Genomic DNA, 24862 nt, shown 5'->3' on the forward strand with positions numbered 1-24862 from the left:
CTGATGTCTCCTGTCCACATTATGGCACTGAGTGTCAAAATGATTCGCCAGTTTTAGCGCCGGTATCCTGTGCGTTTCCCCATGACTGTTTCCTGAAAGACACAGACGGGGAGGGCCTGTCCCCACAGAGGGTGGCTTGGGATTTACATCTGGATCGGACAATCAAAACCACAGACCGTCTGCCGGAAAAAGGAAGGCTTATTTTTCATTAATCTTTCATTAATTTTTTATTGATGTCACCTTATGTTTTAAAGTATTTTTAAGTATTACAGCTGGATATTATGCGATGAAAGTTTTTGTGCAGCTTGCGTACGGTTTTGGAGGGACGGCCTGGCGGGAACGCTGGAAAGCAGGCCGCATTCTGGGGCTGAACGAGGAGCAGGCTTATGGCTACTCCCGGGCTGCCTCTGACGATGTAAAAATCGTCTATTCCGAAGATTCGCAGGAAAATCTACCTCAGAAATTTGTGCGTTACGGCGCTCGCGCCGTGCTGGGTTTCGACTTTGTTCATGCATGGCATAACCGCAAACAACTGCTTGCGGCCGATGTGGTATGGACCCACACGGAATCGCAGATGCTGGCGGTTCTGCTGCTCTTCCGCATTCTGAGGCCGACGCAGAGGCCCAAAATTCTTGGGCAGGTCGTCTGGCTGATGGACCGGTGGCGTAAGCAGCCGTTCTGGAGACGGTGGTTTTTCCGGTTCCTTATGAAGCACCTCGATCTGCTGACTGTCCTCTCGGTCTGCAACCGTGATGACGGGCGTCAACTGTTTCCGGAGCTTCGTATCGAGCGGGTACATTTTGGTATCCGGGCGGACGACATGAAGCCGGCTCGCAAAACCTGCCAGGGGAAAAAGCTCAAGGTTCTCTCGCTCGGGAACGATGAACACAGGGACTGGAAAACCTTTTGTGCGGCAGCGGAGGCGCTTCCGGACGTTGAGTTCAGTATTGCAAGCAGCGCTCGCGCCGCATCTGACGCGGCAAAGAATGTTCCCAACGTCGAACTGGTGCGGGCAAAAAATAATTCCGAGCTGATCGGTCTTTATTCTGAAGCTGATATTGTGGTTGTTCCTCTTCAGGACAATCGTCATGCTTCGGGCATTACCGTTGTGGAGGAAGCCATTATTCTGGGTGTTCCAGTCATTTCCTCGGATTGCGGTGGTTTGACAGATTATTTTGGCCCGGACTCCATACTTTATGTGCCGGCACAGAATCCGACAGCGCTGGCAGAGGCGATTTCCGCTGTGCGTGCTGACCCGGCTGCTGCGTTGCAAAGGGCTGAAGCCGCTCAGGAGCGGGTTCAGAACGCCATTAACTCTGTGCAATATGCCCGCAAGCATGTTGAACTGTCACGGGAACTTCTGGACGCCTAGTGCGGGGTTTCAGGGGAGTATTTCCATGAAAGTGGCAGTATTCCCCACAGCTTATCCAGCAAGTCTTGCCAGTCGCGCCGTGTGATCGGTCAGGTCTGTTCTGTCAGGATTGACGAGCAGGTCTTCCGAAAGACGGCCAGCGTCATCAAGTGCCTGTTTTGTTTCTTGCAGGCGGGGCAGGTCAACGCGCGTGTTGATGGGTTCCGCCATGACATATTCCAGAGTGCGTTCGCTTTCCAGAAGGGTGGACTGGGTGCTGGCAATGGCCTCCGCACGCGCCTGTGGCGTCAGGGCCTGAGACTGTCGTTGCAGGGTCTCGGCCAGTTTGCGCAGACCTTCTCCAATCCGGTCGCGCGCACTCGTCGGCCAGAAGCTTGTGAACATGGCATAGGTGATGAAATTGCCCAGCATGATCCCTATGATCCTATCCCGGGCGGTCTCCATGTCGCTGGTGGGGCCAAAGCCTTTCAGATCCGACAGGTAAAAGGCCAGGCCGATCTGAAACCCGGCATAGGCAATCCGCTCATCGCCGGTCTTGACCCAGGCCGCGAGCAGGGACACCGCGAAAATCAGCACCAGAAAGCCGGTGATTCCGTCCAGATGGGGCATGACGAAAATAATGGAGCCAATGCCAATTGCCCCGCCCACAAGAGCCCCTGAGATACGCAGGGTTAGCTTGGAAACCATTTCTCCCATCGTGGGCAGTGCAACGATGAAGCAGGTGATGATGCAGGTGTGGATACCGGGCCAGTCCAGCACCATAAACGCCAGATAGCTGAGCATGACTCCAGCCGTGCCCTTGACCGCAAAGCGCACATGCTCGGGGTTGCTGAAAGCATCATCCGCAAAGAAGCCGGATTTTTTCTCCTTCAGGCCAGGTGCGGCGCCCTCTGGCGGTGGCGTTGCAAAATCAGGCAGCATATCCGCCAGAGCGGAGGCTGCAGGAGAGGCAGGGCTGACAGCAGGCCGTTCTATGGCAGCCGGATAGTCTCCATCCGTGAAAATGGCAGCCATCTTTTCAAGGGTTTCCAGCAGATGGGCTGCGTCTTCTGCCGGTATTCCGGTTCGGCCTGCTTCATCGGCGAGGGCAAGAACGGCGACGCTGCTGCTCGCGGACTGTCTGAGGCAGGCCAGATCTCTGGCTGCCCAGATTTTTTCAAGGCTGGCCATCTTCGCAGACTTCATCATGTCCGTCGTGCCGGTACGCAGCATGTCCGTTGCCTGCTCGCGGGTGCGATCATCGGCGCCGCGCAGCAGGCGGCACGCCATGCGAAGGCGGGCTGCAATATCGTCGGTCAGAAGCCTGCGGGGAGACGGGCAGATCAGTAGCCCGAGCACGATCATGACGGCTCCCGGCACAGCCAGGAACAGATCCGTATAAAGAATTGCCCGTGTGATGACTTCCCCGACCGGGACCTGATCAATCACGACCAGCCCGAATACGGTAATCAGGCCGAAGAGATAGGCCACGGGTTTGAGTTTGCTGGCCGATCCCAGGAAAAAGAATCCGAACGACAGGATGGCGATGACGATCACCAGTTCCATCGGATGATCGAGCGTGAGCTGGATCAGGCCATAGATCAGCAGGAGCAGGAGCACCACCACGATGTTCACCGCCACACCGGCGAGAGCATTGGTAACGCGATCTTTCTGCCAGAGCGCCATCGTTACGAGTGCTGGAACGCCCAGATCGGGGACCTGCCAGATTTCTCCAACCAGAACCGTAGTCGTGCAGCCTGCGGCCATGCGCAGAGCATAGCCCATGCGCCCCGGTGCAGGGTCCCCTATCAGACGCCAGATCCGCGCCAGTCCCAATGGGCGTACTGGCGGTGCGGGCCGGGTCACGTCCCGATCCACCGGGACATCCGGAGGATGGGAGGTTTCAGGGACAGGCAGCACCATGCCGGACCTCGACTGTCGCGGTAGCGCCGAGCCGCAGCAGAAGCGGATTTGCCTTCTCCAGCTGGATACGGACCGGAAAACGCTGGGCTACATGGACCCAGTCCATCTGTCGCGGCACAAGGGGGAGGGAGCGGGCAATTCCGGAAGAATCTACCGAAAGAACACCCCAGCCAATGCTCTCGACATGACCGCGGATCGGCGTGTTGCGGTCAATCATGGAGTGGACCGTCACGCAGTCGCCGATCCCGACGGCATCGAGATCGCCTTCCCGGATATTGGCCATGGCATACCATTCGTTATCCGCGATCAGCGTGAACAGGGACTGCGAGGGGGCCAGGACCTCACCGACCTTCACGCGCAGGCTGGTGACATATCCGTCCGCTGGGGCAATGATCGTCGTCTGTCGCAGTTCATACCGGACGCGGTCATACGCTGCCTGACTGGCGTCGCGTGCAGCGATGGAACTTTTCAGGTCGCCAATGGCGGTTGTGGCGGCTGTGGACTGGATGCGGGACTGGGCCAACGATATTTCGGCATCATGCAGGGCGACGCGGGCCTGATCGTACTGCTGCCAGGGGATATAGGATTTTCCGGCCAGAGGCTGAAGCCGTTCTACCGTCCGGGCCGCCAGATCCCGGTTGGTCTGGGCGCGGGAGACCTGATCTCCGGCGGTGGCTGCGTTGGAGGTCTTGACGCTGAGCAGGCGGGTCTGGTTCTCCACTTCCGCACTGGCCAGATCCAGATTGGCCCTGGCCTGTCGGAGCGTCAGTTCGTAAGGCTCCGGGTCGATCCGGTACAGTACGTCGCCCTTGTGAACATGCTGGTTGACCGAAACGTTGAGTTCTTTCAGGCGTCCCCCCACGACCGAGGCGATATGCACCACCTCCGCGTCGATGATGCCGCTGTCAGAAGAGGGGTGCGCGCTGTCCTCGTGAGAGACGTGGATGCCGAAGGCGGTAGCCGCCCCTACGCACAGGACCGCGATGAGGATGCCGACCGGTTTTTTGCTGGAAACAGGAATGCGCTGCACGTTCAGGGTCCGAATACCAGTGTCCACACTGTCAGTGCGGCGATGACGCCAAGGGCGACATAGGTGAAGAGGCGGAAGTTGAGCAGCGCATCAAGCCCCGTCAGCAGAAAGAGGACGCGCAGGCCCACAGCCGTCGCCACGCCGATCAGGGCGCAGGCCATCCAGCCCGGAAAATAGGCTCCCATGATCGGAAAAGCCGGAGCGCCGCGAAGAGTGCATCCGCCCGTCATGAGAAAAGCGGGGCCGGAAATGCAGGATCGAAGGCGGGCAGGTCGCATAAGGAACGGGAAACTTTCGCGCGGCCATCAGGAGTGCTGAAGCCTATCACATTCATTTGCGAAAGGCACAGTCCTGTCGACCCGGGAGGGAAGTCGAGAAAAGAAAACTGCTGCTTCTGCGAAAAGTTGCACAAAGAAGGCACATATCCGGACTGGAAGAGGGATAATGATGTCCTGGCGTTTCATTGCCGTAGGTCTGTCGGCTGGCGCGCTTGAAGGGGGGCGGGCCAGCCGATAAGCAGGCTTGAAAAATTCTCTCTTTCTCCAGTTTTCGGCCTGATGGACATGACCTTGCGGACGCCTCTGATCCTTTCCTTCGGCAGTATCAATATTGATCTGACGGCCCGCAGCCAGCGGCTTCCCCGACCGGGCGAAACCGTTCATGCCGACAGTTATGTGATCGGGCTGGGTGGAAAAGGCAGTAACCAGGCTGCCGCCGCAGCAAGGCTGGCGCGATTGTTCGATGTGGATGTCGCCCTCGCCGGGCGTGTAGGGTGCGACGCTTTCGGGGCGCAGGCGCGGGCCAGCCTTGAGGGGTTCGGCGTCGATCTGTCGCCGCTGCGTGATGATCCCGAGCACCCGACCGGCATTGCCCTGATCGGGATCGACGCCTCGGCAGAGAACTGCATCACCGTCGCTGGAGGAGCGAACATGGCGGTGAACGAGACGGATGTCATGCTGGCCTCGCCCTGGCTGGACAGGGCGAAGGTTCTGTTGCTTCAGCTTGAAATCCCGCAGACGGCGGTTCTGGCAGCGGCGCGCCAGACGAAGCGATCAGGGGGCCTGGTCGTGCTCGATCCTGCTCCTGCTCCTGAACAGGGGCTTCTTGAGGCCCTCTGGGCCGAGATCGACATTCTTACGCCCAATGAAAGCGAGACCTTCAGCCTCACCGGTCTGCGGCCGACAACGGTAGAAGAGGCAGAGAGCGCTGCGGAAGCTCTTCTGAAGAAGGGTGTTCGCGCCGTTCTGGTGAAGATGGGGGCGAAGGGGGTGTTCTGGCACGATGGCACTTCATCAGGGCATCTGGCGCCATTTCAGGTTGTTCCCGTCGATACCGTAGCCGCCGGGGACTGCTTCAATGCAGGACTCGCCGTTGCACTGGCCCGTGGAGAAACCCTGCCGGAAGCCGCCCGGATCGCCTCCGCCTGTGGCGCTCTGGCCACGACGCGTCATGGCGCCGCGGACGCTGCACCGGAGTGGAGCGAGGTCGCGGCGCTGATTCAGGGCTGAAGCAGCCGGGAAGCTGTTTTTCAGCGCGGTCCCGGGCCATATCCGGGCGGCGGAGGAGGAGGAGGCGTCATGTTATTGGCAGTGACGACTCCTGCGATCAGACCGGTCGCCAGAGCTGTCAACAGAAACTGGTTATTATATCGCGTCCAGTAGTAGCCAGGGGGTGGGGCATACAGGCCGCGATAGCTACGCCAGTTGTTGACAGCCCAACGGCCGCCACGAGGGCCGTCATAACGATCCCCCCGGCGCCAGACGCGGTCATGGCCGCCTCGGCCGCCACCGCGATAATCGCCATTCCGTCCCGGGCCCCCATGCCATCCGGGTCCACCATTTCCCGATGGCCCATTCCCTGGTCCGCCCCGGGGGCCTGCGTCGCGCGGGTCGGCGGAAGCGAGAGGGGCTGCGGCAAGAAGGCAGCCTGCCATCAATCCTGCGAATAATCTTGTCTTCATAACTCACCTTCAGACCCGGTTGTTCCGTTCCGGGCATGCTAGCGTCAGGTAAATCTTCTGACATGGCCGGAATATGGCTTTTGGAGCACGATATGTAACGGCCTGTGAGGCCCGGTGGTTGCTTTCCTGCATCTGGAAGGAAGGTTTTGGGAATATTGCGGGCTTCCCGTGACAGAAAATGTGCGCTTATGTTCGCTTTCTCACATTTCGTGTCCGGACCACATATCATGCCCTACGATCCGTCCTCCACCAGCCCGAGACAGGACCAGATCGTACGTCTGGTTCGCAGTCAGGGTTACATGGCCAATGAGGAGATGGCGCAGCATTTCAGCGTTGCGGTCCAGACCATTCGCCGGGATGTGACCCATCTTGCGGGACTGGGTTTGCTATGTCGCCATCATGGAGGCGCGACGCCGGTCTCCACGGTAGAAAATCTGGATTATGACGCCCGCCAGATCCTCAATTCTTCTGCCAAGGATGCGATCGGACGTTATGCCGCGGCACTGATTCCCGATCGTTCGTCCCTGTTCATCAATATCGGCACCACGACGGAAGCCTTTGCCCGATCCCTGACGAGCCACCGGGATCTGCGGATCGTAACGAACAACCTGCATGTGGCTTCGCTGGTGTCGGGACGGGCTGATTTTCATACCATCATTGCGGGGGGGCAGCTGCGCCCGCAGGATGGCGCCATTCTCGGCGCCACAGCCATCGACACGCTGTCCTCGTTCCGCACGGAATTTGGCGTGATCGGGATCAGCGGGATCGAGGAAGACGGCACGTTGCTGGATTTCGATCTGGAGGAAATCCAGTGTGCCCGGACAATCATCCGGAACTCGCGACGTGTTCTGCTGTTGGCGGATCATACGAAGTTCACGCGACACCCGCTGGGCAGGGTAGGGGATCTGCGCGACATCAATGATCTGATCACTGATCGTCCGGTCTCCGAATCCTTCCAGCGGCTTCTGGAAGCTGCAGGCGTCACGCTGCATGTGGCTGAAAATCACGAATAAAGCCGCATCTTCTAACACTATTGCGTTACGAATAACATAAAACTCTTTCTTTATCGCTCAACATGCTCCAAAACGAACATCGACCGCTCGTTTTGGAGCGTGATGACAGGAGATCATGATGTCATCGATTCACGAGGTTTCATCTGCGGCCACCCCGTCCGTGCCCTACGATCTGCTGGTCGTTGGCGGCGGGATCAATGGTTGCGGAATTGCGAGAGATGCCGCAGGCAGGGGAGCGAGTGTGCTTCTCGTCGAGCAGGATGACCTTGCAAGCCATACGTCGTCTGCCAGCACCAAGCTCATTCACGGTGGTCTGCGCTATCTCGAATATTACGAGTTCCGGCTGGTCCGCGAGGCCCTGATGGAGCGTGAGCGTCTGCTAAAGATTGCGCCGCACATCATCTGGCCGATGCGCTTTGTCCTGCCGCATTCGAAAATGCTGCGCCCGGCCTGGCTGCTGCGTACGGGGCTGTTTCTGTACGATCATCTATGCCCGAACATGACCCTTCCCAAGACGAAGGCGCTGAACCTGCGGTCTGCTCTGGCGGGCAAACCGCTGCGTTCGGAGTATGTGCGCGGCTTCGAATATTCGGATGGCTGGGTGCAGGACAGTCGGCTTGTGGTTCTGAACGCCATGGATGCCGTGCGCGTCGGTGCGAACGTTCAGACCCGCACTCGCCTCGTCAAGGCTGTTCGTGGCCCGAAAAACTGGACCGCAACCCTCGAAAACACCCGTACGGGCGAGCAGAGCACCGTTCAGGCGAAAGCGCTCATTAATGCCGCCGGTCCATGGGTTGCGGAACTGCTTCAGGATCGCCTGAACGTGCCGAGCCGCAACAAGGTGCGCCTGGTTAAAGGAAGCCACATCGTGGTTCCGCGCGTCTTTGATGGGGCGCAGGCCTACATTTTCCAGAACCCGGACAAGCGGATCGTTTTCGCCATTCCTTACGAGCAGGACTTCACCCTGATTGGGACCACGGACGTTCCGTGGGAGAAGGATCCTGGGAAGGTCGACATCTCGCCTGACGAAATCAGCTATCTGTGCGAGAGCGTGAACCGCTATTTCACGAAAACTGTCAGTCCCGATGATGTCGTCTGGACTTACGCTGGCGTGCGTCCGCTCTATGACGACAATTCGGGCAATGCCTCGGCTGTGACGCGCGATTATGTGCTGGATGTGGATGCGACTGCCGCGCCGATCCTGTCCGTTTTCGGCGGCAAGATTACGACCTTCCGCAAACTGGCGGAACATGCTGTCGAGAAGCTGGCGCCGCATCTTCCAGTCCTGCGCAAGCCGGGCTGGACGGACGGAACGCCGCTTCCGGGAGGCGAATTTGCTCCGAAGGATTTCGACGCACAGCTCCGGCGTTTTCGGGGATATGCCCCGCACCTGTCCGAGCGCAGTTCGTGGCGCCTGATGCGCAATTACGGCCTGCGGGCGTATGAAATCGCCACAGCGGATGCGCAGGGTATGGGCCAGATGTTCGGCGATACGCTCAGTGCGCGGGAAGTGGACTACCTGATCGACAACGAATGGGCCCGTACCGGCGAGGACATCCTGTGGCGTCGTTCACGGCTTGGCCTGTTTGTCAGCGATGCCGATCGCGCGGCTCTTCAGACCTATGTGGAGGAGCGTCTGTCCGCAGGTGTTGCCTCTGTCTCCAATCCCGATCCGGTCGTGCGTCAGAACGTCGCCTGACCATTTTTGCTTCATTTTTCATGGCGGATATCAGTCATGTCAGAAAACAGGCGTTACCTTGGTGAACTCCTTGCGGAGTTCTTCGCAGTCGCAATCATCATTCTCTTCGGAGATGGCGTTGCGGCCATGTACTCGCTCTACGACCCCAGCCCGTACAAAACGGCTTACTGGGGCGTGTGTATCGTCTGGGGTCTGGGCGTGACGGTGGCCATCTATGCCACTGGCGCGATCAGCGGAACCCATGCAAACCCGGCCGTCACCCTTTCACTGGCGATGTTCCGTGGCTTTTCGTGGAAAAAAGTGCTTCCCTACATTAGCGCTCAAGTTCTGGGTGGCTTTGCGGGTGCGGCACTGATTTACTCGCTCTATGTCCCGGTTATCGACCACTTCAACCTGGCGCATAACCTGACGCGCGGCGTTGATGGCGGTGCTGCGGGCGTGTTCTTCACCCATCCCGGCGATTTCGTCACGGTGTCGCATGCGTTCTGGGACGAACTGGTTCTGACAGCCGTTCTGGTTTTCGGAATTTTTGCGATCACCTGCCAGTACAATACACAGGCACCTCAGGCGAATTCCAGCGCGCTGATCATTGGTCTTCTGGTAGCGATCATCGGTGCGTCCTGCGGCTATCTGGATGCCTGGGCCATCAACCCGGCCCGTGATTTTGGTCCGCGCCTGTTCTGCTTCTTCGCGGGCTGGGGGCAGAGCGCACTGCCGGCACCGGGCAACTACTTCTGGGTACCCATCGTTGCTCCTCTGATCGGTGGCCCGATCGGTGCAGCGGTCTATCAGTTCGGTCTGCGTCCGTTCATGCCGCGCTATCTGGAGCAGACGGTGATCGTCTCCCCCGCCGGAATCAATCCCGCCGAGCCGGTTCTGGTCGTGTCCAATCCTGACGATCCTGCCTTCCCGGCCGTCAACAGGGTTTCCTGAAATCAGTCTGAAATTCCCCGAACTTTCAAGATTTTTGCCGGAGTGCACATCATGAACAAGAAAGACTGCATCCTCGCCATCGATCAGGGCACGACCTCGACCCGCAGCATCGTCTTTGGAAAGGATGCGCAGGCTCTGGCCATTTCCCGCCGTGAGTTCCCGCAGCATTACCCCGAGCCCGGCTGGGTGGAGCATGACGTCGAGGATATCTGGCGTGACGTGCTCGCCACAGCGCGGGAGACCATCGACGAGGTTGGTGGTCCGGAGCGGATTGCCGCTCTGGGCATCACCAACCAGCGCGAAACCGTCGTGATCTGGGACCGTGAAACGGGCCGGGCCATCCACCGTGCGCTCGTCTGGCAGGATCGCCGGACGGCCCATGAGTGCAGCATCCTGCGTCAGCAGGGTAAGGAAGCCATGGTTCGCGACAAGACCGGGCTTCTGCTGGATCCCTATTTCTCGGCAAGCAAGATTGCCTGGCTCCTCGATCATGTTCCCGATGCGCGCCGCCGTGCGGAAGCCGGGGAACTCGCGGCGGGAACGATCGACTGTTTCCTGCTGTGGCGCCTGACGGGTGGCCGTAAACACGCGACCGACATCACCAATGCCTGCCGCACGTCGCTGTTTAATATCCATACCCAGCAGTGGGATGACGAACTGCTCCAGCTTTTCAACGTGCCGCGCGCCCTTCTGCCGGAAGTCTGTGACAACAGCAGCGATTTCGGCGAAACGGAAGCCAAGCTGTTCGGTGAGAAGATTGTTATCGGCGGCATGGCAGGCGATCAGCACGCTGCTGTCATCGGGCAGGCGTGCTTTCATGAAGGCATGGCCAAGGCGACGTACGGTACGGGCTGCTTCATGCTGCTCAACACTGGCGAAAAGCCGATCATGTCCAACAACCGTCTGCTGACCACAATCGCTTACCGTATTGGCGGCAAGACCTTCTACGCGCTGGAAGGCTCCATTTTCGTGGCTGGTGCGGGCATCAAGTGGCTACGCGACGGGTTGCAGCTGATTACGCATGCCTCCCAGACCGATGACATGGCAACCCGTATCCCGGACAGCCACGGCGTTTACATGGTTCCGGCCTTCGTGGGCCTCGGTGCCCCACACTGGGACCCCGATGCGCGCGGGCTGATCTGCGGCCTGACGCTCGGCTCGACGCAGGCTCATATCGCACGTGCCATGCTGGAATCCGTGGCCTATCAGACCTACGATCTGATCCGCGCCATGCGTGAAGATGGTGCCATGCGCACGAGTATCCTGCGCATTGATGGTGGCATGGCAGTTAATGACTGGTTCGCCCAGTTCCTGTCTTCCATGCTCAAGGCCGAAGTCGAGCGGCCGGTCAATATCGAGACCACGGCTCTTGGCGCAGCATTCCTTGCCGGATTGCAGGTCGGGCTGTGGAAGAGCCTGGACGAAGTTGCGGCGACCTGGAAGCAGGAGCGTGTTTTCGCACCGAAGATGGACCCGGCGCAGCGTCGTATCATGATTGATGGCTGGCATGATGCCGTCCGTCGCACGCTGACGCCTCTTGCTGTGGCCGCGCCCGCTACAGTCGCCGCGGTCTCCAGTCAGGCGGCTTGAGCGGTCAATAACTTCTGAAAACCGGCGCCCCATAAAGGCGCCGGTTTTTTTCAATAGCTCTGCTTCATCGAGTTGAGGCTTTGATCCTGCCGAACTTGGCAGTATCCTTCCCCACCGCCCGGCAGCATGAAAACCACGAGTGGCGTGCTTTTCCCATGCTCTGCCGACGAACAGGAAGTATGCCCTCATGAGCGTTGCGCCGCAGTCCAGGTCGTTTTTTCAGCAACTGCGCGAGATCAACGGCGATCGTGGATTTTTTGCCAATCTGGCCTGCCTTTTCTCGGTGATCTGCATGATGGGTCTGAGCAATCTTCTCAGTCAGTCGCTGCTGCACCAGAACATGAACTGGCTTCTCAAACCGCTCATGGTCGTGATCGCGCTCTATTTCTTCGTGCCCTATTTCCTGCTGCGCCTGACAAAGCGCCCTTCCAGCGAAGGCTGACCCGCAGTTTTTTCGATAAAAAAAGGGGAGGTGGATCTGCTCCATCTCCCCTTTTTTATCGTTGCCCGTGACTGGTGGCGCTCAGTGCGGAGTGTGGTCCTTGCGAACCTTTGCGACCTGATCCGCGGTCACGGTATAGGTGCCGCTGCCGAAGGTCTTACTGACATAGTTCACAAGACTCGCGACTTCCGTATCATCCAGACGCTGCACATCTGAAGTGCTGCCGAACGCCGGCATGCTGGCATGACCATCCGCCGTCTTGCGGTTCACACCCGTCAGGATCGTCATGATCAGATTGTCCGGACGGCCCGCACCGACCACGGAGTTTTTGTAAAGCGACGGCGCATACTGATCGACGGTGCCCGCGCCGTTCTGCCCGTGACAGGCGGCACAGTTGGCATCAAACAGGTTTTCCGGGGCTTTCTGCGACAGGTTATCGATCCGCGTCAGGTTGCCCGAACGCAGGTCGGGGATATCGTTCGCCTTGCCAAAACCATCACGCGGCTCATGGTCGGAAGCATCGTCGATCGGTTTGATCTGACGGACGAACGCTGCCAGTGCATGCAGATCTGCATCCGTCAGATGGCTCGTGCTGTGTTCGACAGCTTCTCCCATCGGTCCGGCTGCTTGACTTCTGCCTTTTGCCCGGCCCGTGCGCAGATACTGGACGAGATCGTCTTCGCTCCAATCTCCGATCCCGCCTGTTTTGCTGGGTGTGATATTTGGAGCGTACCAGCCGGACAGTGGGCTTCCCGCCAGATACTGGTCCGACTTTTCCATCAGCATGACGTTGCGCGGCGTGTGGCAGGTTCCGCAATGTTCGAGCGCAATGGCCAGATACCGACCTCGACGCATCCTGTCATAACTCGCAGAATCGCCTGTTTCCTGCGTCTCGGTCCCCGCCAGCATGTTCCAGCCTGACAGCGTCAGGCGGATATTGCTCGGAAAGCTGAGTTGCGTGGCGGGCGGCGTCTGCGCGACAGGTTTCACCCCGTTCATGAACCACACATAGAGCGCGTGAACGTCCTGATCCGTCATGGCTGCGTAGGAAACATACGGCATTACGGGATACAGGTTCTGGCCATCACGGCGCTTGCCCCTGCGGAGGGCCTGCTCGAAATCATGCTCCGAGTATTTGCCGATCCCATGATCGGCGTCAGGCGTGATGTTCGTGGAAATGATGTCGCCCATGGGGGTGGCGATCTTCAGTCCACCCGCGAACGGCGTGCCACCCGGCTTGGTGTGGCAGGCGATGCAGTCCGCAGCCGTGGCAAGATAGGCGCCACGGTTCATGACATCCTGATCTACATCCGCCGCCCGCGCAGCAGGGGCAGACAGTCCACTCAGAACCGTTCCACCAACAAGAAAAGACCAGAAAACGGTTTTGAAATCAGGCATGGAGCAGTTCTTTTTTCAGCGTATCGGCAACACGAAGCGCAAGGGCTGCGACGGTGAGGGTGATGTTCCCGGTCCCGACCGTGGAGAACACGGACGAACTTGCGATGAACAGGTTCTCGTGGTCATGCGTCCGGCAATGGCCGTCCACCACGGAGTCCTTGGGGTCTACGCCCATGATGGTGCTGCCCGAAGGATGATCCTGCGGGAAATAGCCCGGCGTCCACTGTTCATCCGTGCCATGCATCAGGCCGATGAGGTCTTTGAACAGTCCGCGCGTATGCTCGCAACTGCGGACCGTGTACTCCGGCAGCTTGTAATAGACATCCGGATGCGGAATTCCGAGCGCGTCCTTGTGTGTCTTGCTGAGCGTCAGGCGGTTGTCCGGATCGGGCAGGGCCTCGTTATGGCTGAACAGACGGACCGTGTGGGACGCCAGATAGCGGATCTGATCTTCCAGATCCTTTCCGACATAACCCTTTGAAATTGCAAGCTGCGTTGCGAAATCAACCTGGTTGTCATCAACCATGTGCACGAGATACGCGCCACGGTCACCGCGCCAGTCGCCATCGCGGAAATTGTCGATCACGTTGGTTTCAAGCGGGCCACGTCCCGGCCACAGGGCCTTGTCGCCGCTGATGAACGTCACCTGCACGCCGGTATGGTCCATCATGTTACGGCCGACATGGCCCGAACTGTTGGCAATGCCATCGGGGCTCTGTTCGTCGGCCGAAACCAGAAGCAGCTTTGCCGTTTCGATGCAGTGCGCCGCGATGACGAAATACTTGCCTGTCACGCGGTGCGATCCCTTGTCCGGATCGTAATAGTGAACGGCCGTCACCTTCTTGTTCGCGCTGTCACGCTCGATTTTATAGACCACGGCATTGGGCACGAATTTCGCCCCAGCAGCTTCGGCGTGATAGACGGAATAGCCGCCGTTATACATCGCCCCGATCGGGCAGATCGGCATGCAGTTATTGTGTCCCTCGCAGGTCGGACGGCCATCATAAGGCCGCGTATTGCGGGCCTGCGGCTCATGTACGACGCGGTAGGGTGTCTTTTCGTTGATGAGCTTGCGGAATTGTTGCGCCGCATAGGAAATCGGCAGCGCTTCCATGGGGTAGGGCTGCTGGCGGGGAGAGCCCAGATCCTCGACCTTCGGGTCCGGGCCGCATACGCCCATCATGACTTCGGCCTGATAATAAAACGGCTCAAGATCGTCGTATTTCAGCGCCCAGTCACGGCCCTGCCCATAGCGGGTCTTAAGCTCGAAATCCGACGGAAGGTAGCGCCATGCACATCCGGCCCAGTGCCAGGTCGTGCCACCCATCATCCGCAGATAGACCTGTTGATAGGCTTCCGCGTTCGGGCCGCTCGTATGGAGATACTGGTTCGGCGTCATCTGGTTGGGCGGATGCACGGCCCAAGGCGTGGACGGGAAGGGGCCCTGATAGGACGGCTTGTTTTCCAGATTGCGGAAATTGTCCACGAAATGCTGACGGTCCACACGCGGGCCGGCTTCCAGCACGATGACGGAAATGCCAGCGCGCGCCAGTTCGTTCGCAATGGAACTGCCAGCCACGCCGGACCCGACGATCACGACATCGGCGGAGAGATTCTGATCAGAAGACATAAGAGATGCTGTTCCCGCTCTCAGGTAGGTTCCACGTCGAACTTGGAGGGCGACAGCGCAGGCGCGCCGGTCGGCTTGTCGACTTCGGGAGGCTGCGTCGTCCAGTAGAATGGGCCGCCCGCGGCGTAGGTCTTGGGATAGATCGCGTCCTTGGTGACGTCGAACATCAGGGCCGAGCGATAGACCACGACCTTGCCGTCCGCGACACCGCGATACCAGCCGGTCATGATGTCATGAATGACGTCCTTGAATACCGGATCAGCCTGTTCGGCGGCTTTGGCGAAGGCGGAAGCGTTTTCGTAAGTCCCGCTCTCCAGAAGCGCTGCGAGCTTTGAAAGCTGGGCCTTGCGCTCCGGGCCGGACTGGAGAATGCGCTCGTATAATGCCTGACCGATCCGCGGATCGAGAGACGCCCGGTCTGTCAGACGTGCTGACACTGTCATGAAGCGCTCAAGTTCAGGATCAGTGCTGGTCGTGGGGTCTGCGGCCACGGCATTACCAACCGCCAGAACGCCCATACCCGCCATGCCTGTCATCAGCGTATCGCGGCGCGACATTCGCATCAGTCGGTTCAGGCGCATGGCATTGGGGGAGGACGCATGGAGGTTAACAAGAGGGCAGTGACGATCTTTCGTCATGTAGGATCACTCTTCTCATACACTCGAGACGGATGACATGACCGTGATCAGTGTCACCTTACAGAGGTCTGCAACCTACAGACGTCGCGTGATCATGCAACCGTGGAGCGCTGATTATCGGTAAATAATCCCATGAAAGATAAAGTTTCCGGACGATATGGCGAAAGGATAGAAAGCGAAAACGCCCGTTATCTTATTATGGTTCCCGAAAAATTCTGAATATTTCGATGGTACGTTATTATTGGGAGTCTTCATGCCGGGGACAGGAGTGTCAGAATCTTCCTGCGGCGGTCATTATTTTTATTGAGAATGCTTCTCAATCAATTTTTGTAGCGGAATTCCTCAATCTCTTCAGGTCCTGAAAAAGAAAAGGGGTGCAGAAATTCTCCTGCGCCCGGTCATAAACGCTCTCAGTTCAGCGATGAGTCAGGTGCCTACTCCCATGAAAACCAGCGCTGTCGTGATCAGTCCCACCAGAACGGCCAGAATGATGCTGCATTTCAGAGTGAAATGAAGCAGTTCACCTTCGCGTCCGACCAGCCCGACGGCCGCCGAAGCCACGGCGATGGATTGTGGAGAAATCATCTTTCCTACGGCGCCGCCCACCGTATTCGCTGCAACCAGAAGCTCTCCACTCACCCCGATCTGCCGTCCGGTTGCTGCCTGAAGTCCGCCAAACAGGGCGTTGGACGACGTATCGGAGCCTGTGAGGAACACCCCGAGCCAGCCCAGAAGCGGAGCAAAGAACGTGAAAGCGCCCTTGGTCATGGCGAGAACCAGAGCCAGCGTGGTGGAAAGGCCGGAGTAGTTTGCGAGAAATGCAAAAGCCAGCACCATACCGATGGCGTAAATCGGAATACGCAGTTCATGCAGGGTGTCGCGGAATGTCCTCAGGGCGTCTGCAGGGCGCATCTTCAGGAACAGAACAGTCACCACACCGGCCAGCAGAATGGCTGTTCCGACAGAGGATATGAAATCCAGCTTGAAGATTGCGGCATAAGGGGTCGGGCTGGCAACGATCGGAGCCGTTTTCAGCACCAGATTGTGTAACCCCGGAAACTGGATGACGAGAACCGTCCAGTTCAGTGGGCCACCCGCCGTAAACAGCGCCTTGAAGGGCTTGATGCTCCAGACGGCGACGAAGATCGTGAGAATGATGAACGGAGACCATGCCCGCAGGATCTGCGACGGCGTATAGGATGTGGTGTCGACCACGGCATCGGCGGCCGTATCGCCGGTGTCGAAACGAAAAACCTGGCTTGGCTTCCAGAACCGCAGAAAGACCGGGATGGCCACCATCGTCACCAGCGGTGCGATGATGTCAGGAAGTTCCGGTCCGATCAGCAGTGTCGTCAGAGATTGTGTGAGGGCAAAGACGACGCCGGTGAAGAGAATGACAGGCCACGTCTCACGAATGCCTCGGACCCCGTCCACAACCGCGACCAGCCAGAACGGAATGATGATGCCGATCAGAAGAAGCTGCATCACGACCAGGCGACCCACAGCATAAGGTTCTGCCCCGATCACCTGCGCGCCGACGATCACGGGAATACCCATGGCGCCGAATGCACCGGGTGCAGCGTTAGCGATCAGGCACAGGCCGGCGGCATAGATCGGCGGAAAACCAAGCCCGACGAGCAGGGCTGTCGTGATGGCTACAGGCGCGCCAAAGCCGGCCGCTCCTTCCAGAAAGGCCCCGAAAGCAAACGCGACCAGCAGGAGTTGAATGCGCTGGTCTTTTGAAACGGTGGAAATGGAATGGCGGATGATGTCGAACTGACCCGTCCGGACGGAGATCTTGTACAGAAAAACCGCACCGATGATGATCCACGAAATCGGTCATAATCCATAAGCGAAGCCATACAGGCAGGCGGCCAGGGCTGTGAAAACAGGCATTCCGTAAAACAGGACAGCGAGTGCGAAAGTAATACCTACAGTAATGGTGCAGGCAATATGACCCTTCATATGCATATAAAGAAGGGCGAAGAAGAAAAACAGGATTGGAATAAGGGCGACTGCTCCAGAAATCCAGATGTTGCCTATTGGATCGTAAACCTGTGCCCAGGGTGACATTCTGGAGCCTCCAAAATAAAAATTAAGTGATTTTAAGCGAGTTGTGTCTTTGTCGTGCTTTCTTGGGTAAATGGTATTTTTTGAAAATAATAATGGCAATGATGATATTTTGTTCCTTATGGTAAATTTTATGACATACTGTTTTTAATAGTTGGATTATCAAGAATAAAGCTACAGTTCAATTTGAATGGCGTTTCATGTTTATCGGTAAAGTATCCTGATAGATGCAGGGAATTTTGGAGAAAATTCTCTCTCTGTCGACGTGAACGAGAAACTATCTCGGGATGATATGAAATAAATCCAATGATTGGATGTCGATCATCCGTAATATTGAGTGGTGTAGTTTTTTGGTGGAAGAAAATTTATTTCCCGGATCAAAAATTGTGAATGATATGAGGCCATTCCAGAGATTTTTTATTGCGGATCTCCTCTGCGTAATTCCTCAGGACCTGCACGTGTTGTAACAACGCCATGCCTTGTGGTGCTCCCGAAAGGGTGAGAAACAGAGGTAACGTCATTTCCAGAGATGGGCAGTCAGGTTTTTCATGCAGTTTCGTGTTCTCTGTGCGTCCCTGATCGGGGCCGGCATGCTTGCTTTTTCTTCCAGCGCATTTGCTTGGGGGCCGTATGGTCACGCCATCGTGGCAGATATCGCACAAGAGCGTTTGACGCCGCAGGCCCAGAAGGCTGCCACAGCCCTGCTGGCGCTTGAAAATCATCAGACCCTCGATCAGGTCGCCTCATGGCCCGATACGATCGGCCATGTTCCGAAGAAGAAGGGGGGCGCTCCCGAGACGCTGAAATGGCATTACGTCGATATCGATGTGTCTCATCCGGCTTATGATCAGGCCCGCGACTGTCCGGACCGTGCCTGTGTTGTTGAAAAACTTCCCGAAGAAATCAGTGTCCTTGCTGATACGCATGCATCGCCTCAGGACCGTCTGGTTGCGCTGAAATGGGTCGTTCACCTGATGGGGGACATCCACCAACCCCTGCATGCCGCCGAGCGGAACAAGGACATGGGGGGCAATGCGATTCACCTGACCTATTTCGGCAATAACGCGAATGGTCACATGAATCTGCATTCCCTATGGGATGAAGGGGTGATCGACCATGAAGCGAACCTGCATGTTGGTCCGTTCTACAGCATCGAACCCGCCCGCGCGAAGCAGGAAGCCGATCGCCTCGGAGCCTTGATTACGCCGGACGAGGCGCAATACTGGGTGCAGGATCTGGCGGCTGGCGACGTTCACGATGCCACTGTCAACTGGGCCGACGAGAGCCATTCACTGGCTCGCAGCGTGGCTTATGGCGCGCTTCCGGCAAACAAGGGCGCCGATGTTGGCAAAGCTTATACCGAACTGACCTGGCCGATCATGCAACTGCGTCTTGAGCAGGCTGGCGTGCGCCTGGCTGCCGTTCTCAACACGGCTCTGGGTAACGACTGAGGTCGCGGCCGGAGCTGAAATCGGGGCTGAGACTGGCCTGAAGGCGCGGAACAACGAAGTCCAGAAACGCCCGGATGCGTTGCGGGACCCGTTTTCCGCCCTGATAGAGGGCGTGGATTTCCTCCTCGTCCCGTGTGCCTGTATCTGCAAGAACTTCAACCAGGCGCCCCGCCATCAGATCCTTGCGGACATGATATTCCGCCAGCCGGGCCAGCCCGGCGCCACGGATTGCAGCGCGTCTGACGGTTTCGCCATTATTGGCCAGGAGCGGCCCCCGGACGATCCGGTCCACGATCCGTCCGCGATCCTGCAACGGCCAGACCGGAGCCGCGCGCCGGAAATTGAATCCCAGACACCGGTGACGCTCCAGGTCGCTCACGCTCTCAGGCCGACCGAACCGCTCCAGATAATCCGGTGCCCCGACGATCAGCCGGGGGACATTTCCCAGATGACGCGCGGTCAGGCTCGAATCCTGCAATTTTCCCACCCGGAACGCGATATCCGTTCGGTCCAGATACAGGTCTGCCATTTCGTCCGACAGGGACAGATCCACCACGATGTCAGGATATGTCGCCCAGAATTCCGGCAGCAGCGGCTCCACCATTAACGCTCCGAACGCCACGGATGCATTGATCCGTATCGTACCTGTTAACTGGACGGTTTTTCTGGAGAGGAAGCCTTCGATGTCGTCAAGTTCCGCAATCAAGGCCTGCGCCCGTTCGTAATAGGCTAGTCCTTCGGGTGTGATGGACAGTTTACGGGTCGAGCGTTCTACAAGTTGAACACCCAGACGACTTTCCACGCGCCCGATCAGTTTGCTGACCGTGGAGGGCGTCATCATGGACAGGCGGGCGGCTTCGGAAAAACTGCCGCTCTCCACCACGCGTAGAAAGATTTTCATCTCGCCGAAACGGTTGTCCATTTTCTGCCTCATCTGTGAAACTGCTTCACAGATTTTGTGGAGATCGCGACGCTTATCAAGTGGGTTTCATAAGTCCATGATGCTCTAACGGACCCGGAATGGGACAACAATGGATATGCAATCATGACAAGAATTCTTCTTCTGAATGGCGGCAAGGCCTTTGCCCATTCCCACGGGCGGCTGAATGACACGCTTCAGGCCTGTGCTGCTGACATCCTCTCTAAAAGCGGGCACGAAATTCGCCAGACGAAAATTGATGACGGATATGACGTCGAGCAGGAGGTCGAACATTTCCTGTGGGCCGATCTGGTTATTTACCAATGCCCCGGTTGGTGGATGGGCGTGCCCTGGACCGTCAAAAAATACATGGACGAAGTCATGACGGCAGGTCATGGAAAGCTTTATGCCAATGACGGCCGCAGTCGCGCGCATCCGGAGCGCAAATATGGTTCCGGCGGACTGGTACAGGGCAAGAATTACATGTTGTCGGTTACCTGGAACGCGCCGGAAGATGCCTTTACAGACCCCGATCATTTCTTCGAGGGGCGCGGCGTAGACGGGGTTTATTTTCCCTTTCACAAGGCCCACGAATTTCTTGGTATGTCCGCGCTTCCGACGTTTCTGGCGACGGACGTGATGAAGGCGCCGAATGTGGACGCAACGCTCGCAGCCTATGCCCAGCATCTGAAAGAGGTCATCGGGACTGCGTCGTGAAAGGAGGGGCGGCCTGAGCCGCCCCCAGTTTTACAGGCTCAGCTGGAGTACGCGGCGGCTGACGTCCAGAGTGACTTCAGACTGTTCCCCCAGAGCAGTCATACCATGGGCTTCAAGCTGCGCGAGCAGTGGGTCGATGCCGTCTTTGCCGATCTCGTAAGCGGAGAGGCGGGTCGGAATCTCGAGGCTTTCGAAAAACTTCTCCGTCCTGACAATGGCGGCTTCGATCTGCTCGTCTTCCGTGCCGTTATGCAGGTTCCAGACGCGGGCTGCATATTGCAGGAGTTTGCCGCGTTTGGCTTCCTTCCGGACACGCAGCATGGACGGCAGGACGATGGCCAGCGTCCTGGCATGGTCGATATCGTAACGCGCCGTCAGTTCGTGTCCGATGCTGTGCGTGGACCAGTCCTGCGGCATGCCGACACCTATGATCCCGTTGAGCGCCAGTGTTGCGATCCACATGAAATTGGCGCGGAGCGTATAGTTTTCGGGTTCTGAAACGACTTTTGGCCCGATTTCGATCAGGCTGAGCAGAAGCCCTTCGGCAAAGCGGTCCTGAGCCAGACCGTCTGCCGGATAGGTAAGATACTGTTCCATGATGTGGACGAAAGAATCCACGACGCCATTTGCAATCTGCCGGACGGGCAGGGAGTAGGTGCGGGTCGGGTCCAGAACCGAAAAGCGCGGGAAGACGTGTGGGCTGCCGAAAGCCAGCTTTTCGCGGGTGGCCTGACGGGTGATGACGCTGAAGCTGTTCATCTCCGAACCGGTTGCCGGCAGAGTAAGGACCGTTCCCAGTGGCATCGCGGCTTTGACGTTTGCACCATGCGTCGTGAGGATGCTCCACGGATCGCCTTCGAAATCCACGGCCGCGGCGACGAATTTGGTGCCGTCAATGACGGAGCCGCCGCCGACGGCCAGCAGGAAGTCCAGTTTCTCGTTCCGGATCAGTTCGACCGCCTTCATCAGCGTCTCGAAGGTCGGATTGGCTTCGATGCCTCCGAACTCCCGTGTGAAACGTCCATCAAGCGCCTCGCGCACGGCCGGGAGTGTTCCGTTGCGCTCCGCACTCGCTCCTCCGAACAGGATCAGGACGCGGGCAGTGGCCGGGACCTGTTCCGCCAGTTTCGGGATCGTATTCTCACCGAAAATGATGCGCGTGGGATTGTAGAATTCAAAATTCTGCATAGGTGCTGCCTTCAGAGCGGGTGTTTCTGATTGCGCCGTCATTAATGCAGCCTTTGTGGCCTGTGCAGGATGACGGCATGGCTGTGTCTGACCTGATCCTAACGGTTTTTTGGCGTTTCACCCAGACCGGAAAATATGTGCCTGTCAGGGGAGAGTGTTTCCGGGATCATCTTGACGTGCGGGTCGTAACGGTTTGTGAATGGGATAAGTGCTATGAAACCCAGACAGGAAGAACGATGGCTGCCTCTCTCCGCTCCGAAGTTACAACGCTTCTCGACAGCCTTGGCGTGTCGGCTGATCTCTACACGCGAGGTACTCTGGCGGTAACGTCGCCGCTGACGGGCGAGCGGATTGCGGAAGTTGCGGAAATCAGCGCGGAAGACGCGAAGGCGACGATCGGCCGTGCGGCAGAGGCGTTCAGGGTCTGGCGCACGGTGCCGGCGCCGCGTCGTGGTGAGCTTGTCCGCCTGCTGGGAGAGGAATTGCGGGCGAACAAGGAAGCGCTTGGCCGGCTCGTGACGCTGGAAGTGGGCAAGGTTCCGTCCGAAGGTCTGGGCGAAGTGCAGGAAATGATTGATATCTGCGATTTCGCAGTTGGTCTGTCCCGCCAGCTGTACGGCCTGACGATCCCCTCCGAACGACCGGATCATCGCCTGACGGAACAGTGGCATCCTGCAGGGCCCGTCGGTATCATTTCGGCATTCAACTTCCCGGTTGCGGTCTGGTCGTGGAATGCGGCTCTGGCGCTGGTCTGCGGTGACAGCGTGATCTGGAAGCCTTCGGAAAAGACACCCCTGACCGCGCTGGCAACCCAGGCTCTGTTCCTCAAGGCCGCAGCGCGCTTCGGCACTGATGCGCCAGCTGCGCTCAGCACATTGCTCGTCGGCGGACGTGATATTGGCGAACTGATGGTAGAAGACCGCCGTGTGCCGGTCATTTCCGCAACGGGTTCGACCCGTATGGGCCGTGACGTGGGCGAGCGCGTGGCGCGGCGTTTCGGTCATTCCATTCTGGAACTTGGCGGCAACAATGCGTCCATCGTCACGCCGTCTGCCGATCTGGATCTGACGCTGCGGGCTGTTGCGTTCGGCGCGATGGGAACTGCGGGTCAGCGTTGCACGACATTACGGCGTCTGTTCGTCCATTCCAGCGTTTACGACACGCTCGTGCCCAAGCTGGTGAATGTCTACAGGAGCATTTCGGTCGGTAATCCGATCGAGGGAGCGGCGCTTGTCGGACCCCTGATTGACGCGGCTTCCTTCACAATGTTGCAGGACAGTCTCAAGGCTGCGGCAGATGCGGGCGGCACGGTTCATGGCGGAACCCGCGTCGATGTGAACGGGGAGGCGTCATTTTATGCGCGCCCGGCACTGGTTGAAATGCCGTCTCAAGTGGGGCCGGTTCTGGAAGAGACGTTCGCGCCAATCCTGTATGTCATGAAATATGACACACTCGAGGAGGCCATCGCGCTTCAGAATGACGTGGTACAGGGGCTGTCGTCTTCGATTTTTGCGACCGATATCCGGGAAGTGGAGCAGTTCCTGTCTGCGCGGGGATCGGATTGTGGCATTGCAAACGTGAATATGGGACCGTCCGGTGCGGAAATCGGCGGGGCGTTTGGTGGCGAAAAAGAGACGGGCGGTGGTCGTGAGTCCGGTTCGGATTCATGGAAGGCCTATATGCGGCGGCAGACCAATGCCATCAATTATGGGCGCACGCTGCCGCTGGCACAGGGTGTGACGTTTGACGTGGACGGCGGTTCGACAGAAGCCTGAGTTTCATTGTGGTCCGGCGGGGAGAGGAGGAGCCTGCTTTTCCTCGCTGGCGTGAGTGATGCTCAGCCGGTCATGGGTCGGCGACCAAGGGAGGGCCTTTTCCTCCATATGGCCGGGCGGAGGAACGTAGTCCTCCAGCCAGAGTTTACCGGCCATAGGGTTGATCAGGACGTTGAAATGCTTGAGGACGTCCATTCCCAGAATATTGAATTCCGCATCAGGGACGACATCCAGGGTGATGTCATGCAGCGTGTGTGAGCCGAGTTGCAGCGTGCTGAAATGATGCCTGTGCCCCAGCAGGACGTCGCCAGCGCCAACGCGGATTTCGTCATCCTGCGCGAGCATACGCCGTGAAATCCCCATCTTCCGCGCTACCCATTGCTGGATAATGGAGCGGTTGGCGCTCGTATTGATCTGCATGTCCACCTTGTGGCCATCCAGAAGAGCCGTCATCTGATTGAGTTGCGGGGACTCATCATCAATGGATGTCAGGGGAATGGCTGGCCCCGGGTTTTTCAGAAGTGTTCCGATATCCGGGCAGTCCGCAGCGGTATCGTAAGTAAAAATCCCAATTTTCTGCGAATATCTGTCGATCAGCAGATGATATTGTCCAAGAATGTCCCATCCGAGGTCCATCATCAGAAGCAGACCATCCGGCGTTTTGGGTGGCCGCTCGTTGACCAGTAATGCTGTCATGTCCTTGAGTACGGAATGGCCGATCTGGAGGCTTTCGATCGTGGTGGAATAGTTCCCGCCCGTTCCTGTGACTGACATGGTTCTGACAGGGTCGAACCGGTAAAAATCAAAGCCTTTCGCATCCCAGACGCTGGTCCGTGTTGTGAATGTCGAGAAGAAAGAGCCGACATCATGGCCATTGATCTGGGCATGGATGACGGGAGCGCCAGCCGGGTTGAGGAAGGGGAGGACTTCGCTCATGGTAACGCAGTCATGGATGCTTCGAGCGTGTACAGGCGTGCAGAGCACGAGAGCCGCTGCCACGAATGCGGGAAGATTGCACCACAAGGTCAGTTTACCCATCACTGATCCTTGTTGACTGGTCAGGAAGTCCTGAACGGATACTGTCGTGTTTTGTAATAAAAACCAAATGGTTTATACGACCAACCCGCTCAGGATT

Annotated in this window: 21 protein-coding genes and 1 pseudogene; 10 read left to right on the top strand and 12 right to left on the bottom strand. The window is 58.0% G+C overall.

Translation table 11 applies throughout. The features are described from left to right. The first annotated feature begins 286 nt into the window (after positions 1–286). Positions 287–1372 carry a glycosyltransferase gene (locus GAL01_RS14285; RefSeq protein WP_062028378.1) on the top strand — a complete coding sequence of 362 codons (1086 nt, stop codon included), beginning with the start codon at positions 287–289 and terminating at the stop codon, positions 1370–1372. A 51-nt stretch (positions 1373–1423) separates the two neighbouring features. Here the strand turns inward: GAL01_RS14285 and GAL01_RS14290 are convergent, their stop codons facing one another. From GAL01_RS14290 to GAL01_RS14300, 3 genes are all read right to left on the bottom strand, one after another. Further along, entirely contained in the window at positions 1424–3136 is a 1713-nt protein-coding gene (locus GAL01_RS14290) for an FUSC family protein (protein ID WP_062028393.1), read from the bottom strand. A 118-nt stretch (positions 3137–3254) separates the two neighbouring features. Beyond that, the gene (gene mdtN / locus GAL01_RS14295; RefSeq protein ID WP_062028381.1) at positions 3255–4304 is read right to left on the bottom strand and encodes a multidrug transporter subunit MdtN; all 1050 of its coding nucleotides are present in this window, start codon (positions 4302–4304) and stop codon (positions 3255–3257) included. 2 nt (positions 4305–4306) lie between these two features. After that, positions 4307–4534: a YtcA family lipoprotein gene (locus GAL01_RS14300; protein WP_231865247.1), complete on the bottom strand. Its 228-nt coding sequence runs from the start codon at positions 4532–4534 to the stop codon at positions 4307–4309. Positions 4535–4867: 333 nt separating this feature from the next. Here GAL01_RS14300 and GAL01_RS14305 point away from each other — a divergent pair, with 333 nt between their 5' ends. Beyond that, positions 4868–5812: a ribokinase gene (locus tag GAL01_RS14305; RefSeq protein ID WP_062028395.1), complete on the top strand. Its 945-nt coding sequence runs from the start codon at positions 4868–4870 to the stop codon at positions 5810–5812. Positions 5813–5832: 20 nt separating this feature from the next. On the opposite strand, the gene GAL01_RS16105 is transcribed toward GAL01_RS14305, so the two are convergent. After that, positions 5833–5988: an RcnB family protein gene (locus GAL01_RS16105; RefSeq protein ID WP_231865248.1), complete on the bottom strand. Its 156-nt coding sequence runs from the start codon at positions 5986–5988 to the stop codon at positions 5833–5835. Next, positions 5931–6221 (bottom strand): hypothetical protein, encoded by a 291-nt coding sequence (locus tag GAL01_RS16110; RefSeq protein ID WP_062028385.1) that lies wholly within the window; start codon positions 6219–6221, stop codon positions 5931–5933. Before GAL01_RS16110 ends, GAL01_RS16105 begins: the two co-directional genes overlap by 58 nt. Positions 6222–6491: 270 nt before the next feature. Here GAL01_RS16110 and GAL01_RS14315 point away from each other — a divergent pair, with 270 nt between their 5' ends. From GAL01_RS14315 to GAL01_RS14335, 5 genes are all read left to right on the top strand, one after another. Further along, complete coding sequence (locus GAL01_RS14315; RefSeq protein WP_062028397.1) at positions 6492–7277, top strand: DeoR/GlpR family DNA-binding transcription regulator; 786 nt, start codon at positions 6492–6494, stop codon at positions 7275–7277. A gap of 118 nt (positions 7278–7395) precedes the next feature. Continuing rightward, positions 7396–8976 carry a glycerol-3-phosphate dehydrogenase gene (gene glpD / locus GAL01_RS14320; protein ID WP_062028387.1) on the top strand — a complete coding sequence of 527 codons (1581 nt, stop codon included), beginning with the start codon at positions 7396–7398 and terminating at the stop codon, positions 8974–8976. A 36-nt stretch (positions 8977–9012) separates the two neighbouring features. Further along, positions 9013–9909, top strand: coding sequence for an MIP/aquaporin family protein (locus GAL01_RS14325; RefSeq protein WP_062028389.1), 897 nt, complete (start codon positions 9013–9015; stop codon positions 9907–9909). A gap of 51 nt (positions 9910–9960) precedes the next feature. Continuing rightward, positions 9961–11499: a glycerol kinase GlpK gene (gene glpK / locus GAL01_RS14330; protein WP_099253357.1), complete on the top strand. Its 1539-nt coding sequence runs from the start codon at positions 9961–9963 to the stop codon at positions 11497–11499. A gap of 187 nt (positions 11500–11686) precedes the next feature. Further along, positions 11687–11941: a hypothetical protein gene (locus GAL01_RS14335; RefSeq protein ID WP_062027483.1), complete on the top strand. Its 255-nt coding sequence runs from the start codon at positions 11687–11689 to the stop codon at positions 11939–11941. Between the two features lie 81 nt (positions 11942–12022). On the opposite strand, the gene GAL01_RS14340 is transcribed toward GAL01_RS14335, so the two are convergent. From GAL01_RS14340 to GAL01_RS14355, 4 genes and pseudogenes are all read right to left on the bottom strand, one after another. Further along, positions 12023–13339 carry a cytochrome c gene (locus GAL01_RS14340; protein ID WP_062027485.1) on the bottom strand — a complete coding sequence of 439 codons (1317 nt, stop codon included), beginning with the start codon at positions 13337–13339 and terminating at the stop codon, positions 12023–12025. Next, positions 13332–14969 (bottom strand): GMC family oxidoreductase, encoded by a 1638-nt coding sequence (locus tag GAL01_RS14345; RefSeq protein ID WP_062027487.1) that lies wholly within the window; start codon positions 14967–14969, stop codon positions 13332–13334. The genes GAL01_RS14340 and GAL01_RS14345 overlap by 8 nt, the downstream gene beginning before the upstream one ends. A 20-nt stretch (positions 14970–14989) precedes the next feature. Continuing rightward, positions 14990–15607, bottom strand: coding sequence for a sorbitol dehydrogenase family protein (locus tag GAL01_RS14350; protein WP_062027489.1), 618 nt, complete (start codon positions 15605–15607; stop codon positions 14990–14992). A gap of 426 nt (positions 15608–16033) precedes the next feature. Continuing rightward, a pseudogene (locus GAL01_RS14355) lies at positions 16034–17680 on the bottom strand (lactate permease LctP family transporter). 545 nt (positions 17681–18225) lie between these two features. Between GAL01_RS14355 and GAL01_RS14360 the strand changes: the two are divergent. After that, positions 18226–19128 (top strand): S1/P1 nuclease, encoded by a 903-nt coding sequence (locus tag GAL01_RS14360; protein ID WP_174694491.1) that lies wholly within the window; start codon positions 18226–18228, stop codon positions 19126–19128. On the opposite strand, the gene GAL01_RS14365 is transcribed toward GAL01_RS14360, so the two are convergent. After that, positions 19103–20050 carry a LysR family transcriptional regulator gene (locus GAL01_RS14365; protein WP_062027491.1) on the bottom strand — a complete coding sequence of 316 codons (948 nt, stop codon included), beginning with the start codon at positions 20048–20050 and terminating at the stop codon, positions 19103–19105. The genes GAL01_RS14360 and GAL01_RS14365 overlap by 26 nt on opposite strands. Positions 20051–20173: 123 nt before the next feature. On the opposite strand from GAL01_RS14365, the gene GAL01_RS14370 reads away from it, so the two are divergent. Then, entirely contained in the window at positions 20174–20764 is a 591-nt protein-coding gene (locus GAL01_RS14370) for an NAD(P)H-dependent oxidoreductase (protein ID WP_062027493.1), read from the top strand. Between the two features lie 30 nt (positions 20765–20794). Here GAL01_RS14370 and GAL01_RS14375 read toward each other — a convergent pair whose 3' ends face one another. Further along, positions 20795–21952: an iron-containing alcohol dehydrogenase gene (locus tag GAL01_RS14375; RefSeq protein WP_062027495.1), complete on the bottom strand. Its 1158-nt coding sequence runs from the start codon at positions 21950–21952 to the stop codon at positions 20795–20797. A gap of 236 nt (positions 21953–22188) precedes the next feature. On the opposite strand from GAL01_RS14375, the gene amaB reads away from it, so the two are divergent. Beyond that, positions 22189–23727, top strand: coding sequence for an L-piperidine-6-carboxylate dehydrogenase (amaB, locus tag GAL01_RS14380; RefSeq protein WP_062027501.1), 1539 nt, complete (start codon positions 22189–22191; stop codon positions 23725–23727). Between the two features lie 3 nt (positions 23728–23730). Here amaB and GAL01_RS14385 read toward each other — a convergent pair whose 3' ends face one another. Further along, positions 23731–24765, bottom strand: a complete 1035-nt coding sequence (locus GAL01_RS14385; protein ID WP_082790608.1) for a retroviral-like aspartic protease family protein — start codon at positions 24763–24765, stop codon at positions 23731–23733. Positions 24766–24862: the final 97 nt, after the last annotated feature.

The sequence above is a fragment of the Gluconobacter albidus genome, assembly GCF_002723915.1.
GTDB lineage: Bacteria > Pseudomonadota > Alphaproteobacteria > Acetobacterales > Acetobacteraceae > Gluconobacter > Gluconobacter albidus.

Bases quoted from the DNA above. Each gene is read 5' to 3' on its own strand.
- GAL01_RS14340 (WP_062027485.1), bottom strand. From the start codon at position 13,339: ATGCCTGATTTCAAAACCGTTTTCTGGTCTTTTCTTGTTGGTGGAACG.
- GAL01_RS14365 (WP_062027491.1), bottom strand. From the start codon at position 20,050: ATGGACAACCGTTTCGGCGAGATGAAAATCTTTCTACGCGTGGTGGAG.
- glpD (WP_062028387.1), top strand. From the start codon at position 7,396: ATGTCATCGATTCACGAGGTTTCATCTGCGGCCACCCCGTCCGTGCCC.
- GAL01_RS14385 (WP_082790608.1), bottom strand. From the start codon at position 24,765: ATGGGTAAACTGACCTTGTGGTGCAATCTTCCCGCATTCGTGGCAGCG.
- GAL01_RS14360 (WP_174694491.1), top strand. From the start codon at position 18,226: ATGCAGTTTCGTGTTCTCTGTGCGTCCCTGATCGGGGCCGGCATGCTT.
- GAL01_RS14300 (WP_231865247.1), bottom strand. From the start codon at position 4,534: ATGACGGGCGGATGCACTCTTCGCGGCGCTCCGGCTTTTCCGATCATG.
- GAL01_RS14375 (WP_062027495.1), bottom strand. From the start codon at position 21,952: ATGCAGAATTTTGAATTCTACAATCCCACGCGCATCATTTTCGGTGAG.
- GAL01_RS14370 (WP_062027493.1), top strand. From the start codon at position 20,174: ATGACAAGAATTCTTCTTCTGAATGGCGGCAAGGCCTTTGCCCATTCC.
- GAL01_RS14325 (WP_062028389.1), top strand. From the start codon at position 9,013: ATGTCAGAAAACAGGCGTTACCTTGGTGAACTCCTTGCGGAGTTCTTC.
- GAL01_RS14350 (WP_062027489.1), bottom strand. From the start codon at position 15,607: ATGACGAAAGATCGTCACTGCCCTCTTGTTAACCTCCATGCGTCCTCC.
- GAL01_RS14285 (WP_062028378.1), top strand. From the start codon at position 287: ATGAAAGTTTTTGTGCAGCTTGCGTACGGTTTTGGAGGGACGGCCTGG.
- GAL01_RS14345 (WP_062027487.1), bottom strand. From the start codon at position 14,969: ATGTCTTCTGATCAGAATCTCTCCGCCGATGTCGTGATCGTCGGGTCC.
- glpK (WP_099253357.1), top strand. From the start codon at position 9,961: ATGAACAAGAAAGACTGCATCCTCGCCATCGATCAGGGCACGACCTCG.
- GAL01_RS14305 (WP_062028395.1), top strand. From the start codon at position 4,868: ATGACCTTGCGGACGCCTCTGATCCTTTCCTTCGGCAGTATCAATATT.
- GAL01_RS14335 (WP_062027483.1), top strand. From the start codon at position 11,687: ATGAGCGTTGCGCCGCAGTCCAGGTCGTTTTTTCAGCAACTGCGCGAG.
- amaB (WP_062027501.1), top strand. From the start codon at position 22,189: ATGGCTGCCTCTCTCCGCTCCGAAGTTACAACGCTTCTCGACAGCCTT.
- GAL01_RS14315 (WP_062028397.1), top strand. From the start codon at position 6,492: ATGCCCTACGATCCGTCCTCCACCAGCCCGAGACAGGACCAGATCGTA.
- GAL01_RS14290 (WP_062028393.1), bottom strand. From the start codon at position 3,136: ATGGGCTATGCTCTGCGCATGGCCGCAGGCTGCACGACTACGGTTCTG.